Consider the following 18,064-nt stretch of genomic DNA (forward strand, 5'->3'; position numbering starts at 1 on the left):
GGTTAACAAGTACATTTACCAGCTAAACCATGTTATAAGATGGCTGAACAAAGGCTCATAATTTGCATAACTTCCACAAAACCTTACCTTTGCAATGTGTTTTTCATAGTATTAGATTAAGGTTAACAAAAAGATTGGCTGTCCGGGAGGATAGCCTTTTTTGTACATATTACAGGCTACATCTCAAAAGCAAGTTGTCTCCAATTTATCCGATTATTTGGAAGACTTTCATTACATATTGTACCAATAAATAAGATATTTTACTCCTACATTATCTTTAAAAATGTTTCCACCATTTGCTAAAGACAATATTTATTTCTACATTTGAATTTTAACGAATCAAACAATATCACTAAATGTAAGAATATGAAAAAGTTTTTATTTGCCATATTGGCATGCACAATTGCACTTGGCTTTACATCATGCAGAGAGAAAAAAGCAAAAGACAAGGTTAAGGATCGTGTAGAAAATGTAAAGGAATCTGTTGAAGACGCACTTGAAGAAGCACAAGAACAGATTGAGGAGGGAGCAGATGATGTGAGGAAAGCCCTGGATGAAGCCGGGGATGAAATTGAAAAAGCAAAAGAAAAACTGGAATAAGAGTTGTAAAAAAGGCCGTCCTAATTTTATACAGTAAAGATCCACCTAATTTAAAAACATTATGAAAAAGATTAATTTACTACTGCTTTTTCTCCTATTGGCCTGCACCTTGCCTGCCCAGGATGGCATTTCCATCTTTATTGGCAGAGCCAACCGCTACGCAGCCGTGGAACTTTCTGATTACAGAAAGCGCCTATGTCTGGAATACAATATTTCAAACCGTTCCTTGGACGATTACTACAGACGCTGTGGAAAAGACTGGGGAAATGTGGGGATTGCACTTGAGGTAGCCAGAACTTCCGGAAAAAAGATGCATGATGTATGCGATTATTACAACCGGTATCAACGTTACGGATGGAACCGTATTCTTGTGGAGATTGGCATAAATCCGGGAAGTGTATATTATACCCCTTTCTATGACAGAGTCCATCACCATAGTGACTGCTGGCATGAATACTATAATTCATACTGTGAGCGCCATGATAAATTTCACCATAAGAAACACAAATATAAAAAACCGAAGAGACACCACAAGAAGCACTATCGATATTACGATGATGATGACGATGATGATGATGATGACGATTGATTTGGCTTTGAAATCCAAGCATTGAAACACTAAAAAAGAGGGGATAAGCATTAAACTATGCCTATCCCCTCTTTTATATCAATGAGATTTCTGTTCCGATATTTTCTTCAAAATCTGTACGCAGCCCCGATGTTGATGACACCCTGATCAAAATCACTGACCAACTGGTACTTAAATTCAAGATTCATGGCCCAATTACGGCTCAATGCAAATTCGGCTCCAACTCCCAAGTTTACACCGAAACGACATTCATTATGATTCCCATCGCCATCCACATGAACATGATCCCCATCCCAGTCAACATCATACATATCAAACATCCAGTTGGACAAAGTCAACCCAAACAGTGGATAAAGCTTGACATTGCTAGCTACCGGACACAGATAATGAAAATTCACGTTCACATCCAGCATGCTTACATTGTCATTTTCAAAAAAATAATTAAGAGAGGGCTCGATACGTATAGGATTGGTTATATTATACTGATACTTGATTCCCAATCCGATACTTTCAATTTCTGTACCATAACCAAGACCGAAACCTATGGCTTGTTTCCCTTTCTGCGCATAAGCACCTACTGACAACAAAAAAAGAGTTCCTAATAAAATGAATAATTTTTTCATACTACACCGTTTTATTTTAAAACAGATAAAATAATTTATAGATTGTCTACAATAAAAAAGTTAAACTATTAATAAAAATATACTCAATCAAGGGATCGTAAGGGAACTATTTAAAATTTATACCCCAGAGTAATACCGATATTCGCATTGTGCGGAGCATCCCCATCCATAATCTTGCAGAAGCCAAGCTGTGTGTCAACCCCCACAAGAATTCGGCCAAACTCTACCCCAAGACCGATGTTCCAACCGGCATCGAACCTATTGTAATTCAAGCCGTCATCACTGAATGTATCGACTTTCTCATCTCCATTGATATTGATACCTCCAACAGATGCCTTGCCATCGAACTTGGCTTTACCACCTACCCCACAGGCAAGATACGGCCCTGTCGCAATGACCAGGTTAGTATTGTCTGCAATATTGAAACGGAATTGTACATTGATGGGCAATTCCAAATAAAGCTGGTTGATCTTCACATCTGCATCCGCATCTACGACGCTACCGCTATATCCACTTGAATATTTCGCACCTTTCTGTGAGAAGAATAGCGAGGGCTGTAAGGAAACAAGGCCGCTGAATTGGTATTCCATTCCCACTCCAATGCGTGCTCCTGGTTTAAATTTGGAATGGTCAGAGTTTTCACCGATGTAACTGCTGAGATTAAGACCGGCCTTTACATTGAAAGACAATTGCGCAAATCCCATCGTGCAGAACAGCGCAAATAGAACAGTCAAGAAACTTTTTTTCATCATAATTACAAATTAAAAAAATATTAGGTTGTTATTCTTGTCAAAACCTTCTACCGCTTTTTTGTCATAAACACCACTAACAGCTATAAAAGCTGAAACAGTTAAAATAATCTTTTTATATCATATCCTAATTAAGAAATACTTGCAAATCTATATATAAAGCTTCAATAAATTAGCAACCGATAATGTTTAAAAGCAAACAAAAGGAGTTTATGATTTCTTTTTCGGAATTAATGAACAGTATAGCATACTTTTCAGAGCAAACATAAAGCTTCAAATTCTTGATAAATGGAAACTGTTATAGATAATAAGCTCAATCTTTTGCGTGATGTAGAGTGAGCTGCGGGAAGGGAAATCCTATTCCTTCTTCATTAAATGTAGTATAAACTATTTCATTGATATCATACAGTACACTCCAGTAGTCAGCGCTTTTTACCCAGACGCGCACCGTAATATCAACGCTGCTTGCACTCAATGAACCTAAGACAATAAGGGGAGCCGGTGTATCCAATATACGGCTGTCTGCATTGATTATGCGCTGTAAAACGGCTCTGACCCTCTTTACATCCTCACCGTATTCAACACCGAATACCCATTCAACACGACGTTTGTCCTGCTTACTGTAATTAGTGACGGCATTACCACTGAGACTTCCATTAGGTACATAAATCATGCGGTTGTCAAGAGTGGAAAGTATAGTGTGAAATATCTGTATTTCCTTTATCGTACCACTTACTCCCGGACCGTCTATGTAGTCACCTACTTTGAACGGTTTGAAAACAAGTATAATCAGTCCACCGGCAAAATTTGAGAGATTACCGGACAGCGCCATACCCACAGCTACACCGGCAGATGCGAGTAACGCCGCAAAACTGGTGGTCTCCACACCGAGTTTGCCGATTATGGCAAAAGCAAGAATCATGTTCAGCAGTATCTTTATCAGACTCTTCAAGAAGGTCTGTACACTGGTTTCAATCTTTCGTTTTTCGAATAGCTTGGCTACTAATGCACTTATCTGTTTGATGATGAAACGTCCGATTACATAGATTAAAAAGGCAATTAATATGTCCTTACCGGCATCCATGCCAAAATCCACCAACTTTTCCAATGCCTGTTCCAGTTTTCCTCCAGTAGTAGTTGTGTTCAATAAAAATAAATTCATTTCCTTACAAATAAAATAAGATTATAAAAACAGAGTTAAATTCAGTGTGCAAAGATAACCAAATCTGAATGGCTACCACACATATACAATCTGTATTTATTCACAAGAAAAAAGACAAAACTTATTTTCATGGCTTATTCCCTTTCAATAATTCCGGGCTATCGTAAATATTACTGACGATTGTCATAGTCTGCCATTCGCCTAAAGGTTTCATGCCGACTTCTTTTTCAAAATCGAATTGTAATGCGAATGTCGCGAGTTTTTTGTTCCACAATACAAGAGCTATCCATTGACCACATACAAGTATGTCACCTTCGTATATTTCTTTCCCGTTCTTATCGCACAAGCCGGTAAACTGCCCAACGGTTTCAGCCCATACGTCATCGCACCGGCAGTCTTCTGGGGAATATATCTTCGCCTTGTCCGTGAGGATAAGCCCGTTTTCGTTCCTTCCGGCAGTATAGAAAAAAGAGAGAAATCCATATATCCATTTCCCCGTATCAATGCTTTTCCCTCTGAATTTTATTTCACGTTTCATAATCAATACTTTTTCCATGTTTATTTTCTCTCAATTCATTGTATCGCATCTTCTGCTCCACATGCCATATAAGGTCTATGTTCAGATGTTTGGCAAACCCGAAAATAGCCAATAGCATGCTATTTAATTGATTTTCTAATAGACTGTCATATTCATACTCACACCGTATAGGAATTGTAGATATAGCGTATATGCTTTCTGTGAAGGTCTCATTATTGCAGCTTTCTGTTGCTTCGTATATCATTTCACCTGAAAAATCATCAATGGATATATTTCTTAATCCAGCCAAATCAAGCAGGCGTATGCAGGCGTCGGCAAGCTCGTCTTCCACACAGTCTTTGATATATGTTTCAAAGTTTTCCGCAAAATACTTATTTTGATAATGAAAAGTCCGTTCGTCAAATATTGTACCTTTTTTATCGACCGGAACTTTGGCAAATCGTCCTTTCCTGTCAGCTTTCACAGCTTCCATAAGCTCGGATATGACAAGGCAAAGGCAGTGTTCGTTACTCAGTTCTTCATCGTGAAAACCGTGCGTTACTGCGTTACGGTAGGCTTTATCTCTTAATTCATTTAAGTTCATGATATTTGGGTATTAATTGGTTGGAAATACAATACCCGATAACCGCCACAAAGCAGTTTCCGGGTATTCACAAAGCACTGACAAGGATTGTCTGTAGAAATTTTACGCTGGTTAGTTATAGTCGATGTTTCTATCTAACAAACGATGTAAGAATAATTTTGATACTTGAAAAACTCTTAATATTGATTGTATATCGAATCCATATTAATCTCATTTTATTGCGTACGGATACCTTAAATCATGAATATCGACAATATCCTTACACAAACTATCCAAAGAAGGCATTATAAATGATCTTGTGATTCCTATTTTTTCAAGTTTACTCAATATGTTTTGTTTATATTGTACAGGGATTATATATTTTGCATAGATAAATTCGAAATTTTCCTTCCAAGGTTCTGGATAAAGTACAAATATGCCATTTTGATTTTTATACCTAACATCTGTCATATTAGGAACTAATAAAGTTATTGCGGGAAATGAAAGTATGTCATCTTTATCTTCATCGAAAACCATCATTGAGAATGGACAACTATGATAAACAACTCCATCTTTATCAAAATTTGAACAACATGCAAAATATAATGCAATCAAAGGATTATAAGTCCAATCAAGAAGTCTCGTTGGAAGTCCATAGTGTTGTGCTAGAAATAGAAATTCCTTATCATTTTTAGGGCGTGCACCCGTAAACATTGAATATTTTCTTTTAAAATCCTCAAATACCTCCTTCTCATATTGCTTCAACACGTCCTCCTGTCCTTCCTTGAACCTCCGACCTATTGAAGGTATCAATTTATATTCAGAAGAAGATTGACCTCTGAAGAAATCCATTTCAGGGAGGCCGTTTTGTAAAGACATAAAATTTTCCAAGGTTTGTACAGTAAATACCTTCATCACTTTTTTTATTAAGGTTATAATATCACTTAAATTCTACATTCAAGTCGTGTATTCACTGCAAATATACGATTTTAATTTACGGAAACTCAATAAAGTTTTTCTGCTATTAAAAAAATCAAAAGATAAACATTAATTGTGATAGAGATAACTTTTAATATCCTCTCACTTGATATTAAACTTGCCCATGGTTGTTTTATGGTTATTGACTTCATTGCATTGAATTTTAAAGATTAATGATTATTTTTGTAATCCCAATAGCATCTCTGAAATACAAACAAAATCAGAGGGAAAACTAATGGGTTAAATTAATGGTAACATTAAATTATAGACATCCTCATTCTTTTTAGAACTGTTAGAATGAGGCTCTGTCTCAAAACAGTAAAACAGTCCAGTGTTGTAGCGACAAACCTGTACATGTTCGTTCCTATTACAGATTCCGGTTTGGCAAATGTGAACACGTGAGAGAACATTGTAGAAGACTACCTTGTAGTCATCGTTAAAAGAATCATCTTTCCGAGGATACGTGACAGGTATCCTCGTTTCAATCTCCTTTCTCTTTAATTCATTATTGCTAGCATCTCATCGAAAAACTAAATAGGTCTCCAATGAGTAACATATCCAGTCTTGATGTAGGGGTATATCCATTTATCCACTTCTCGCATTGCCATTTCATCAATACTACCATCAACAAATTTCACTTGACACATGCCTTTTGCTTGTTTGTTTGGTATTGCATCCTCTACGCTTATCCACGGTGATTGCTTTGCCTGCCATTCGACACCTTTTCTGAACATGTTTAGCATTGCTTGTTGCTGATATGCAAACTCACCTTTAACCACTATTGCATAGCTTGACATAAGCTCTTGCCATGCAGCTTCTTCTACCGTCTGTTTCATAATCATTACTCTTCAGTTGATATTAAATCATCCAAATACGCCCATTCATCAATGGCATCTTTAGAGCACTCGTAATCATCGCACTCTTCATCGTCCCAGCATTGCTCTGTTACGTTCCAATAGCGGACACCGTAACCAGTTCCAGTGCTTAACTTTCCATACACAAGGCATGGTATCTGCGGATAATGTTCATTTTCGTATTCTCCATGAGCTTGTGGCACTTCATCTTTAGTCTTATGCCATACGCTATTGATGCGCCAGTTCGCACCGACAATAAATCCGGACTTATAAATATTCTGCCCGACGATATTATATCCTTCAGCTCCTTGTTTGGCTGCTTCTTCTACTGTCTGTTTCATATATTTCTTATTGTGAGCAAGAACCACCGGTTTCCGCTCGTGTTAATACTTCATGTGCAGAAATGGCTTCTTTTTGCACATGTTAATCTCAATTCATTTTCCTTTTTCTATTCCGCTCGCTCTGTACCTCTGCCATACACATCTTGCACCATGACGCTTTCAGATGGTATTCCTTACCGTTACGACGGGCTGTCCTATCGAAGAACCTGGATAACGGAAGTGCTCTACCGCAACGGGTGCACAGTTTACGCTCCACTCCGTCAACCACCACCCGGTTACGGGGTTTCCTCCTCACAATCTCACATGGTCCGCATTCGGACGCACCGTACCTCCTGCAATATGCAAGTGAGTGCTTGCCGCACTTGGCGAAGGAGGTGCAATCCGAACGGGGAACTATCTGGTGAATGTTCATACGGCATCATTCATTAAGTCGAACAATGTGGGTGCACTGACCTCCATCTCTGCCTCATACAGATATGAAAGACTATCTTTCCAGTAGTCGTAATTGAGTTCGGTTGACAGACCTTTCCTCCCCAGATTGATAGCGCAATAGGGAACGGTGCCGATACCTCCGAACGGGTCAAACACCAGTTCACCCCTGTTTGAATACCGTTCAATCAATCTTTCGACAATATCCAACTGAAGGGGACAAATATGATTCTGCCGTTTCTTCTGCGACTGCTTAGTATTCAGCGTGCGCATCCGGGTGACATCATCCCATATCCAAGGCTTCTTGCTTACCGGGTCAACGGCCATGAATGTCTTTGGCAGTTTTCCGTATGCCTCCAGCTCTTCGGCGAATGATACGTGTTCCTCATAATCATAGACGTGCCCACGCTCGTAGTTCCTGAATAGGTGGCGTATCTTGTCAATGCCGGCCCCTTTCATGTCCTCGTAACTCAATAGAGAGTTACCCGAAGATTTCCAACTTGCATGAGCGTCTATCTGCCAACGGGCCAACGAATATTCGCTTTTGTTCTTGGTCACCGGCAAATCAGCATAAGCCCGTGAGGTGTCAGAAGGAAGCTTGCGGAAAAGAAGGACATATTCAGGACAACCGATACCCATCTTTGAACCGTCCTTGCACATCTCCGTATATCCAAGCCGATAAGTCTGGTTGTTCTCCCTTACCACATCCGTATCCACCGTGATGCGCCCCATGTAGCGGAAACCGTGTTTCATGTAGTGGAATACAGTCATTTCACTGAACGGGTCAATGGTAGGCATACCGTCACCAGTAGCGTTGCCGAACAAAACACGGTCTTTCACATGGATGCAAGCTAACCTACCGGGTTTAAGAATACGCATAAGCTCCGGTGTAAGATAATCCATCTGCTCGAAGAACTTGCCGTTGTCCTCATTATGCCCGAAGTCGTTATAGGTCGGAGTGTACTCATAGTGGTTGGAGAACGGGATGCTGGTTACAATCAAGTCCACCGAATTACTTTCCATAGTCTGGCATTCAAGAACATTGTCATTATTGATTGCCCTCCACAGTTTACCGGACTTTTCTTCCCTGCTAGCAAACATCCACCGCATCATCTTTTCCTCTGCCTGCAAGCCGAACAAACCGTTCTCGCGGACTATATCGGTCATCTTGGCTACCATCTCGCGGTGTTGCGCCCACTTCTGCATGAAGCTCTTGTATATCTCTCCCTCACTTTCCGCATAGACCAGATAAAGGTCAACCGGATGCTGCTGCATGAAACGGTAGATACGGGCTATCGCCTGGAACTTGTCGTTAAAACGGTAGTCGATGAACATGATTGCCTTATGGCAGTGGTACTGGAAGTTCAAACCTTCACCAAGCATCTCCGGTTTGGCGGCCAGATATTTCAGACGGCCGTCCTTAAAGTCCGCTATCACTTCGTCGGCTTCCTCATCATCCTGCGAGCCGTACACAGCCTTACATCCGGGTATGGCATCACACAAAGCCTTCCGTTCATTCTCCAGGTCATGCCATAAAAGGAAATGGTCGTCTTTGTTTTCAGGACGGTTAATGATTTCCACCACACGGACAATCTTTTCCTGCATGTTGTCCCGACGTTCTTTCGCTGCGTCGGCAAGTCCGAGAGCTGCCTCACGGAACATCTTCACTTGTCCGTCACGGTCGGTTCCGGCTGTGGAGTTGTCAACACTAACCACTTCTTCATGTACACGCAGTTCCGGCAATTCATATCCGGTATCGGGATAACCAAGGTCGGACGGTTTGGTGAGGAACAACGCCCATGTACTTACCCACAACCAGAACTCCTTCTCCTTGTGCGGATAAAGGGTAAGGTTATTCGCCTTCGTGCTGTCACGCTGAAAGAAACGGGTAAGTGCCTGCCCGGTATCCATCACACCGAGATAACCGGCATAATGTATCAGTTCCTTATATCTGTTGGGCGATGGCGTGGCGGTGGCGACAAAGCGGTAGGGAACATTCGCAAACAAGGGAAGGAACTCCTGATAGGTCTTGGTACCGAAACCACGTAATACGCTCGCTTCATCCAATGATGTTGCGGTGAAGTAGGAAGGTTCTATTCTTACACCATCTTCACCGTCGCGCACACGCTCGTAGTTCGTAACCATGATGTCAGTCGGGCATATCATCACATCAGCCATAGTTCGTACATAGGTCACTTTCATGTGCAGATGTTGTTCCGCTTGTGTAAGGAACTCAACCACTACACGTTTGGGACAAACTATCAGCCCTTTGCCGCCTTTGTGTTTCAGGACTACCCGAAGTATCTCCAACTGAGTAACGGTTTTCTGCATACCGAAACTGGAGAATATCGCACGGCAACCGCCAGACACCGCCCAGCGGACTGTATCTTTCACATGGGGATATAACGACGGTGTCAGTTCATCCGGATTGACCTCGAACCCGGTCTGACAGCTGATGGCCATCTTGTCTTTTAAAAATTCTATATATTCTTTCATTAAGCTACTTCTTTTAATTTCTTCAATCTTAAATCTCTAAGTTTTGCACAAAGTGCTTCGGCATTCTTCTTTGCCTGTGTAACCTCTACCGCATTTCCGATAAACTTCTTCTGGTCAGCTTGTGTACCAACTAACACATAATCTTCCGGAAAGCCCATGATACGTTTTAGTTCAGGAATGCGAAGCATCCGCATTTTAATATCCACTATGCCATACAGTGACATGAACTCCTTTATCTTCACGGTCATAGGACTATCATTGTCGTAGATTTCAATCGCTATCTGACCGCTTTCTGTTGCTACCAGATAGGGCGGCATCTTATCCATTCGTGCTATCAGGGTGAAGCAGGGGTTATCAACGGAGCTGCCAGCACTGTTGAACTGTGGATTCATCAGATAATGCCATTTCCGGTTTGCGGTTATTGTCTGTGCCGGTTCCTCTATGTTGCTACCAATATTTGAGAAAGAAGTATTCATAATCCAAGGCTTGCATGTTATAAGTTTTTGCTTGGGATTGGTTAAAATTGCCGGACAAATATTATCAATACTTGTATGTTGTCCTCCACCGGAATACTCATTGGCGATAAACCTTGGAGTTACTAATGATAATCTGTCTTTTGTTGTAACTGTCGCAGACGGCTCGTTTACCGAACGATTAAAGCCGTTCCCATAGTGCGCTGATACGAAGGCATGATGGTCCCTGCATGTGATTGTTCCGGCAGGCTCTTCCACTGATACATTCTTGCTTTCGGGATGTCCGCTGAATTGTTTGGAAAGAAAGCAAACTTGCGCTACTCCAAGTCTGTTTTGTGTTGTTACCACCGGACATGGTTCGTCAATCCCAGGAGCGTTATATTTCCCCGTACGGTTCATAGAATTATACTTCACGAGGAAGGCATCCTTTCCTCCGGCTACAAACTTGATAAGTCCGTTATAGATACGCTCAAGCGTTTTCTCTGCAAGAGGCTTTTCCCTGAAGATGGTAGTTCCTTCATCAGAGAAATCAAGTACATCCTTTACCGGCTTCCACTTCTCCAGCCGCGAAAACATATCTTGCCTACCACCCTTACAGTGGGTCGGTTCAGAGAATACTATCGGCAAACTCTTTTTAGCAAAGATGCCGAAGAAGCGTTTTCTTGTGGTATAGGCGCCGAAGTCGGCAGCATTCAGGATACGGTGTTCAAAGTTGTAACCATATTTTTTCACGTTGCGTACCCACTTCTGATAAAGTCTTCCTTTATCCATGCTGATAGGTTTCCCATTCTCATCCATATCTCCCCATGACATAAACTCTTCTACATTTTCAATCTGAATGTAGTCAGGGGCTATAACATCAATATAACGGAAGAGATGTTCTGCCAGCGTCCGGCTATCAGCATCTCTCGGTTGACCGCCTTTAGCTTTCGAGAAGTTGGTACACTCCAAAGAAGCATGAAGCATTATCATCGAATCAGGATATAATTCACGGATACGTTCAACAATAGTATTTATCGGTGAAAGCTCCAGTGTACGAATATCCTCAATGAAATGAAGTGCATCAGGAATGTTGGCATCATGTGAAAGGATAGCATTCTTATCGTGATTCACACAGCAAACGACTTTTGCACATCTATTGCCATTTAAACGGGCTTCTTCCACGCCTTCCGACAAACCACCGGCCCCACAGAATAGGTCTATGACAAATAATTCAATGTCGGACAACCCTTCTAAGCTGCATAATATCTCTTTCAATGATTTCATAACTCAATCAATCTCCTTCGGTTTCCAGTCATTAGGAACTTTTGCCCATTCTCTGAAGCTACCATTGGCTACGGCGGCGTCAATTAGTTGTTTTCTTGGTTTCATAATCGTGTGTCTTTTTTCATCAGTTACAAGTAAGTCCTTAAACAATAGTCTGCTATCCAGTAGCAGACAAAATAAAAAGCGGCATATACTGCCAGGATTGACAGAATAGTCGCTATCAGTTTGGTCTCTTTCATTTCAAATTCAGTTTTGCCCGTAAGTCGTCGGGCGGTTGGTGATTCCGTTTTACCGGAGCTTGTTGTTCCTCCAAAGCTTGGTTATTGCGTCGACGAATGATAATATCCAGTTCATCTGACCGTTCCCGAAGAAATTTCCGAAATGCTTCGCCAACGGTTATCGTATCGAAATAACCATAGAACTTACCATACCTTCCCAGCTTGAACCGTGCGACAAACAATATGAACTCCGTCAGTTTGATGTAGTGATACTGGCTAACGAACAGTCCAGAGAACTCATTCAAGGCATTTTCATCGGCCCCCTCCTTCGTGGAAGAAGCAAAATCAATGGTCAGTAACTGCGTCTTTACCCACAGAGACGAGGAACCATATCCGTACATCCGTTCAAGGTCTGACAGCGTGGGGGACTTCTCACTGTATGCTTTCTCAATATCGGCAAGAAGTAGCGGTTGGAGTGATGTCGAATATACGGCAGAAGCCTTACTAAAGGTCGGGTATTTCTCCTTGATGGCTGATAGCATTACTTCCCTGTTCGATGGCTGCATATTCGTCAAGGAGGTTTCTTGCCTTTGCTGCCTTATCAGCATCCCGATTGTTTTGTCTTTGGGCTTGATTTTCTGTTTTTCCATTGTCCTGTTGTTTTTTCTCGATTATCCAAAGATTGGCCCGACTATCCCAACGTTCCACCTTGGCACCGGTAGCAGTTTTCCAACCGAGACCGGAAAAGTGATTGTAGAAAATATCCGCTTGCAGTTCCCAATCGGGAAGTTTATCACGGAAATACTCTTTCACCTCTTCGGCGGTAGGTGGAATGAACTCTACCTTGGGTTTCGGAGGTTTCTTTTTCGGAGGTTGGTCCGGTGGGAATAACTCGCCAGAATTACCCACCTGTTTTTGTTTATGTTTATGTTTTATTATCTCGGCACCAACCTCGGCACCAACCTGCGCACCAACCTCGGCACCAACCTCGGTAAATTTTACCAAGGCGTACACTACATTCGGGCTTCCATTCTTCGTTTTGAAGTCAATCAATCCTACTTGTTTTAATCTATTCCGAGCATTTGACAAAGTCTTTAGAGAGGCTATGCTAAGGTCTGCAAGAACTTTACCATTGTTACGGTTAAACGTATTCGCCCACCTACAGAGGTTGTTAGTTTCTAACAGGTAGAAATACAAAGCGGTTTCTGTGACAGTTAGCGAATATGCGTTATGTTGCAACCAGAAGTTCTTTATTAGCTCAATATAGTTCATAATAGGTAAGAATTGACTTCATTCATAAACTCAGTAAGAGAATGGCATACCACATATTTATTTCGGAATTTTTCAGCCTCTCTCTGCCATCTTATCTGCTCCTCGCTTTGTTTCCCTTTCGGTCTCTTCATTTCGATGCAAAGAGCGGAAAATCCTTTCTTAGGTACAAGCAGTATCAAATCGGAAACACCCCTTACACTTCCCTCGTACTTCATTTGTGCTCCAGTCCTGGCATCACGCTTTCCACCGTTGGGAACGGCGAACAACATAAGACTCAAAGACGGGTATTGAATCCGGAACCAAGTCAGACAGCTATGCTGTATCTGACTTTCCGATTGCGGTGTAGTCTGTCTTTTTCTCATAATTTACCTTTGAATAAGTCCATAGCCATATCTACCACATTCTCCTTAACCACATCGTCCGTTCCGGTGACACCGTTAGCTATGCCTTTCTTCCGTTGGATAACACCATACATGTATTCATCAATGGTATTCCTGCCAAGGAAATAGTAACAGTTGACGTTATTCTTCTGCCCATTACGGTGTGCCCTATCTTCCGCCTGCTCACAGTCAGAAAAAGTCCATGGGAACTCGATGAAGGCTACACGGCTGGAAGCAGTCAAGGTGAGCCCGGTACCGCCCGATTTGTAGTTAAGGATAATCAACGTACAATCCGGATTGTTCTGGAAAGCATCCACAGCCATCTGCTTCTGGGCAGCATTATCCTCGCCGGTAACAGTCACTGCTTTCGGAAACATATTCTTCAGCTCCATTACCACTTCTTTCAGGTAGGCAAAGACAATCAGCTTTTCCCCACCGTCTATCACGTCATGTATGAATTCGGCAGCCGCCTTGATTTTTCCACGCGCAGAAATGGCTTTCAATATTCCCATGCGGACCATCACCTCGCCCCTCATGGACTTGGCTATCTTCTCATCATCCGCATTCTTGTAGACACGCAGATATTGTATGAGGTCGTTTTCCGCTTTTTCATACTCAAGCCGTGTGGTGATATCCATCTCAATATACTGCCTCGTCTTGTCCGGAAGCTGGGTCAATACCTTGGCTTTTTCACGCCGGAAGAAGCAGGTATTCCAAAGGCGCCAGTTCAGTTCTTTCAGATTGGAGGCTTTCTTCGGCCCATTACAGAAACGTTCGGTGAAGGTCCTATACCCTCCGAAATCCTCCAACCGTCCCATTATCTTAAGTTGCTGTATAAGGTCAGTATTATCGTTTACTACCGGTGTTCCCGTCAGTTCAAGAATGAAATCCTTGCCCTTACAGATGCCCTCAACAAACTTACTCTGTTGGGTCTTGGTAGACTTGCACTTATGCGACTCGTCAATGATTACAGACTTGAAAAGGGTTATACGTGGGTCAAAGGTGATTGATTTCAGCGTAAACCGCGTATCATTCTTCACATCCAATACAAAGAACTTTTTCAGGCTCTCGTAGTTAGTGATGAAGATGTCACAACACTTGGTTTCAATGAAGCGCTGCCAAGTATTTTTGTTCTTATCATCAAGGATTAGCGCCTGCTTTCCAGCAAATTTCTTGAACTCACGCTGCCAATTTATTTTAAGTGCTGCCGGACATACAACAAGGCACGGATAGGATTTTGCAATCGTCACCGTGCCTATTGCCTGCAAGGTCTTACCGAGTCCCGGCTGGTCACCGAAGATACACCGTTTATGGGCCAGAGCATAGGCTATGCCCTCCTTCTGGTAATCGTACGGTTCAAGTAGCAATCCGTGGGAAACGGTCAGCTGCGGCATCGGAGCAATGTCAAAGCTTATATCAGCCTTTCTTTGCTCCGACCGTTGTACGGAACCGCAGAATCCCTGCTGTACCGCCCATTTCGCCATTGTATCAACATACCATTCATCAGCCAAGTCAACCCACCACGCCTTTTCATTGAAAAGATATGCTTTCTTTGCGTTAGCCTTGACTGATGGAATATTGTTCACGCATTTAACCAACATCGGATGATACATGAATTTCAGTTTGAAGCCGTCCGGATATTTGGTGATACAAAAAGGTGCTGCCATATCAAGCTGCCGGCTCTTTAATCTTCACTTTTTTACTTTTATTGCGCGGCTTCACTTTCTTCCCGTCAATCGTTAGAGTAGTGCCACTCTGTTCCACCACTTGTTTAAGGAACTCATTCGCTTCCTCTTCAAATGCAGCATCTCCCACCGGGTCGGCTGCAATGTCCGTAGGAATATCCCCATCGAACGGAAGTTCCTGCTGGACTACCGCCCATTTCTTAGCGGTAAGATACTGTTCCACCTCATAATTACATGCCTCAATTGCCTGCTGCAGTTCGAATGCATGCTTATATTCCTCGTTCTCATTGTTGAACATGGTAAACGGAGCTATAAGGTTAAGCACCTTCTTACTTTTAAGAAAACGTTTTCCAACCAATACCACACCTTCATTGTCATCCGAACCGCTAACTGTGTAGCCCGTGACCTCGAATGTAGAGAAGATTTCTTCCGGCAGTTCATCTATGGAGTCCTTTCCATCAGCTTCTTTCTGCTCACAGAGGAAAGCAAGGTGAGGAATCAATTCGTTAAACGCTGCACGCAAATCCTTATGGATAAGATTCTTTCCCTCAATGGTTACATTGTCCTCATTCTCGTTCTTGAAAGAGGCAACAAGCGTGTTGTCTTTCGTGATTTTTGCTTTGGTGATATTCATTTCTACCTCCTGTCTTTATATTCGTTGATAAATTCGTTATAGTAACGGTCAGCCGGAAGAGGGAGCGTTATTCCCAGTTCGGCAGCAGCATCGGCCTGAACCTTATTTAGAAAGTCAGTCATCTGCACTGTATTGAGCTTCGATGTGCTTCCGGTAATGACCATTTCTTTTCCCCTGAAATACGAAGTCCTTCTGAGAAAGCGGTTACAATAGTAATCGTGTACATCCTGCTTGTCCGTCCCGGTCTCTTGCTCAATACAAGTAAACCACAACCACATAAGCGCATTCTGTGACATCGTCCTTGGCTCTGTGAACCTTTCGATTTTTACACGATACCGACCATTACGAAGCTGGGAACACATGAAGTCAAAAGACTTGCTTATGTGTACCTCGCCGTTGACCTTTTCCAGAATTGCTTCTTGTGCCATTACTCTAATCCAAAGATTTTTTTATCAGCAATAATGTCTCGGTTTGCTTCCAAAAACTCTATGAAATGCTCGCAGTGTGCCGTAAGCAGCTTAATCGTCTGTTCATGGTTATAAGTGTAGTATTCCGGGTATTGCGTTCCGCTAATTAGTGGCGTCCGGCTGGTACCGCCCTTCATCTGATAGGCAGTGTACTCAAACGCTTTCACGCTTTCCATCTGACCGGAAGCAATCAAACAGTAAGGATATACATGGCGCTGCCAGCCGTGTTCATACTTGCCAAAATCATACTTAGATGTTGTCTTGATATCATATACGGTATCACGAACGAGCTCATCTATATACCCATAAAGCTCCACATCACCATAACGAGTGGGAATGACTGCGGACACAAAGACTTGGGACAATGCACCGGAGAAATACTTCGACTGCTCTATACACCAGCTACGGTCAAATAAGAAATTACGCTCTGGCGCGATATCAGTAGCAGGAAAATATACCTGAATGGTATTCGTTTCTCCATCACCGATAATGGTGTATGGCTCCCGTTCGCTTGGTATATGCTTTTTCTTGTGGATATAGCAGTCTATAACAGCATTAAAGGCCGTTCCTTTATCAGCTGCCTCACTCTCAAACGGGACACGGTTTATCGCATCAAGTAGGCTTTGCTTCAGCTCCGCTTCAATTTCTTCCGGACTTTTCTTGTATTCTCCCGTTTCATTATCGACATTCCAGAAGCTCTCTACCTGCTCATCAGCCCGCAAATATTGCTCGAATTTATCGAGCAGTGACGGGTAGAATCTGTATTTAGGCTGCTGGTTCATACCTTTTGCTGAGTTTGTTAAACTTCAAGCCAAGTCTCTTGCACTTCTCATTGAGCATCATGCCTGCCCGTACCTTGCTGTCAAAGATATGCGTCATGGTATCTAAAGCTTCCCGAACAGAATTGGCAGATTGTGTATCAGTCACTTGTTCCACTGCGTCACGGATAGCATCAAGAACCGCATCATATTCGGAAGATAGTTCCGTCTGCTTCGTCTGATACTCCTTATAAGTACTGATGATTTTCGTCATGAAATCATTCTCACCCGTTACGGTACCAGACTCATCAATGATTACGGGAATTTTGATACGTGAAGGAAGATTACAAGTATTCTTCCCGTAGAACTTCTCGCAGGGGTCAAAAGAAATCGTTCTGTCCTTACCGATAGCTTCCATGTAACCAACCAAATCCAGTTCCTTAATCAAGTCACCTGCGGACGAACCGCCAATCTCCGGACGTATCTGTTTTTCGTCGCCTACTTTCTCCTCCCGTTCATGAGCCACGAAGATAACAGACTTGCCCATGAGTGTGACTTGATTAACGAAGTTGATGAACATGTTCTTACGTACTCCATAACCCTGCAGGGAAAGGGTACCATCCACTTTCTTCATCTTCGGATTCGCTGCCATAATCGCCTTATCCATGAAAGAAAGCATCTTTCCGGCAGTATCAATCACAATAGTGGAAAACTCCTTGATTTCTTCGGACGAAAGTACCTGGTTCGTCTCGTCCCAGCTTGTAATCTGAACGGTCGGTACACGATGGGCGGCATTGACACGGTGAATACCGCCGTCATAATCGAACAATACCGGATTGGGAGCCGATAATGCAAGAGTTGTTTTTCCCATGCCAGGTTGGCCGTAAATCAGTGCTGACAAGGTAGTCTTAACGGTCAGCTCGTTAGGTCTTTTGATAAGTCCCATAATAGAAAATATTAAAGTGGTTAATAAAAAAATAGCCAAAGGAA

General features: G+C 42.3%; 21 protein-coding genes. 2 read left to right on the forward strand and 19 right to left on the reverse strand.

Annotated features, from left to right (window positions below):
- The first annotated feature begins 366 nt into the window (after positions 1-366).
- Together DW800_RS17205 and DW800_RS17210 are read left to right on the forward strand one after the other, a co-directional pair.
- Positions 367-600, forward strand: coding sequence for a YtxH domain-containing protein (locus DW800_RS17205; protein WP_117589301.1), 234 nt, complete (start codon positions 367-369; stop codon positions 598-600).
- Positions 601-661: 61 nt separating this feature from the next.
- Entirely contained in the window at positions 662-1,189 is a 528-nt protein-coding gene (locus DW800_RS17210; RefSeq protein WP_117589280.1) for a hypothetical protein, read from the forward strand.
- Between the two features lie 107 nt (positions 1,190-1,296).
- Here DW800_RS17210 and DW800_RS17215 read toward each other — a convergent pair whose 3' ends face one another.
- The 19 genes from DW800_RS17215 to DW800_RS17305 all read right to left on the reverse strand — a co-directional run bounded on the left by DW800_RS17215 (position 1,297) and on the right by DW800_RS17305 (position 18,020).
- A complete protein-coding gene (locus DW800_RS17215; protein ID WP_117589281.1) occupies positions 1,297-1,812 on the reverse strand; it encodes a porin family protein in 516 nt (171 codons plus the stop codon).
- Positions 1,813-1,922: 110 nt separating this feature from the next.
- Positions 1,923-2,561: a porin family protein gene (locus tag DW800_RS17220; RefSeq protein ID WP_117589302.1), complete on the reverse strand. Its 639-nt coding sequence runs from the start codon at positions 2,559-2,561 to the stop codon at positions 1,923-1,925.
- 313 nt (positions 2,562-2,874) lie between these two features.
- On the reverse strand, positions 2,875-3,723 hold the full coding sequence (locus tag DW800_RS17225) for a mechanosensitive ion channel family protein (RefSeq protein WP_117589282.1): 849 nt from the start codon (positions 3,721-3,723) through the stop codon (positions 2,875-2,877).
- A 127-nt stretch (positions 3,724-3,850) separates the two neighbouring features.
- Complete coding sequence (locus DW800_RS17230) at positions 3,851-4,261, reverse strand: YopX family protein (protein WP_165853104.1); 411 nt, start codon at positions 4,259-4,261, stop codon at positions 3,851-3,853.
- Positions 4,251-4,844 (reverse strand): hypothetical protein, encoded by a 594-nt coding sequence (locus DW800_RS17235; RefSeq protein ID WP_117589284.1) that lies wholly within the window; start codon positions 4,842-4,844, stop codon positions 4,251-4,253. Before DW800_RS17235 ends, DW800_RS17230 begins: the two co-directional genes overlap by 11 nt.
- 210 nt (positions 4,845-5,054) lie before the next feature.
- Positions 5,055-5,738: an FRG domain-containing protein gene (locus DW800_RS17240; RefSeq protein WP_117589285.1), complete on the reverse strand. Its 684-nt coding sequence runs from the start codon at positions 5,736-5,738 to the stop codon at positions 5,055-5,057.
- A 593-nt stretch (positions 5,739-6,331) separates the two neighbouring features.
- Positions 6,332-6,637 carry a hypothetical protein gene (locus tag DW800_RS17245; protein WP_133302536.1) on the reverse strand — a complete coding sequence of 102 codons (306 nt, stop codon included), beginning with the start codon at positions 6,635-6,637 and terminating at the stop codon, positions 6,332-6,334.
- A 5-nt stretch (positions 6,638-6,642) separates the two neighbouring features.
- Positions 6,643-6,996 (reverse strand): hypothetical protein, encoded by a 354-nt coding sequence (locus tag DW800_RS17250; RefSeq protein WP_117866142.1) that lies wholly within the window; start codon positions 6,994-6,996, stop codon positions 6,643-6,645.
- Positions 6,997-7,084: 88 nt separating this feature from the next.
- Positions 7,085-7,408 carry a hypothetical protein gene (locus DW800_RS17255; protein ID WP_117589288.1) on the reverse strand — a complete coding sequence of 108 codons (324 nt, stop codon included), beginning with the start codon at positions 7,406-7,408 and terminating at the stop codon, positions 7,085-7,087.
- Positions 7,405-9,921, reverse strand: coding sequence for a DNA methyltransferase (locus DW800_RS17260; RefSeq protein WP_117866143.1), 2,517 nt, complete (start codon positions 9,919-9,921; stop codon positions 7,405-7,407). The genes DW800_RS17255 and DW800_RS17260 overlap by 4 nt, the downstream gene beginning before the upstream one ends.
- Positions 9,921-11,660, reverse strand: a complete 1,740-nt coding sequence (locus DW800_RS17265) for a DNA cytosine methyltransferase (RefSeq protein WP_117866144.1) — start codon at positions 11,658-11,660, stop codon at positions 9,921-9,923. Before DW800_RS17265 ends, DW800_RS17260 begins: the two co-directional genes overlap by 1 nt.
- 235 nt (positions 11,661-11,895) lie before the next feature.
- On the reverse strand, positions 11,896-12,420 hold the full coding sequence (locus tag DW800_RS19710) for a DUF6633 family protein (RefSeq protein WP_117866145.1): 525 nt from the start codon (positions 12,418-12,420) through the stop codon (positions 11,896-11,898).
- On the reverse strand, positions 12,383-12,931 hold the full coding sequence (locus DW800_RS17275; protein WP_165859905.1) for a hypothetical protein: 549 nt from the start codon (positions 12,929-12,931) through the stop codon (positions 12,383-12,385). The genes DW800_RS19710 and DW800_RS17275 overlap by 38 nt, the downstream gene beginning before the upstream one ends.
- Before the next feature lie 215 nt (positions 12,932-13,146).
- Positions 13,147-13,512, reverse strand: coding sequence for a VRR-NUC domain-containing protein (locus DW800_RS17280; protein ID WP_117589293.1), 366 nt, complete (start codon positions 13,510-13,512; stop codon positions 13,147-13,149).
- Entirely contained in the window at positions 13,509-15,197 is a 1,689-nt protein-coding gene (locus DW800_RS17285) for a DEAD/DEAH box helicase (protein ID WP_117866146.1), read from the reverse strand. Before DW800_RS17285 ends, DW800_RS17280 begins: the two co-directional genes overlap by 4 nt.
- Before the next feature lies 1 nt (position 15,198).
- Positions 15,199-15,849 carry a hypothetical protein gene (locus DW800_RS17290; RefSeq protein ID WP_117589295.1) on the reverse strand — a complete coding sequence of 217 codons (651 nt, stop codon included), beginning with the start codon at positions 15,847-15,849 and terminating at the stop codon, positions 15,199-15,201.
- Positions 15,850-15,851: 2 nt separating this feature from the next.
- Positions 15,852-16,277 carry a hypothetical protein gene (locus DW800_RS17295; RefSeq protein ID WP_117866147.1) on the reverse strand — a complete coding sequence of 142 codons (426 nt, stop codon included), beginning with the start codon at positions 16,275-16,277 and terminating at the stop codon, positions 15,852-15,854.
- Complete coding sequence (locus DW800_RS17300) at positions 16,277-17,098, reverse strand: HNH endonuclease (protein ID WP_117866148.1); 822 nt, start codon at positions 17,096-17,098, stop codon at positions 16,277-16,279. Before DW800_RS17300 ends, DW800_RS17295 begins: the two co-directional genes overlap by 1 nt.
- The gene (locus tag DW800_RS17305; RefSeq protein WP_117866149.1) at positions 17,082-18,020 is read right to left on the reverse strand and encodes an ATP-binding protein; all 939 of its coding nucleotides are present in this window, start codon (positions 18,018-18,020) and stop codon (positions 17,082-17,084) included. The genes DW800_RS17300 and DW800_RS17305 overlap by 17 nt, the downstream gene beginning before the upstream one ends.
- Positions 18,021-18,064: the final 44 nt, after the last annotated feature.

Source organism: Bacteroides sp. AM32-11AC, from assembly GCF_003603515.1.
Lineage (GTDB): Bacteria > Bacteroidota > Bacteroidia > Bacteroidales > Bacteroidaceae > Bacteroides > Bacteroides uniformis.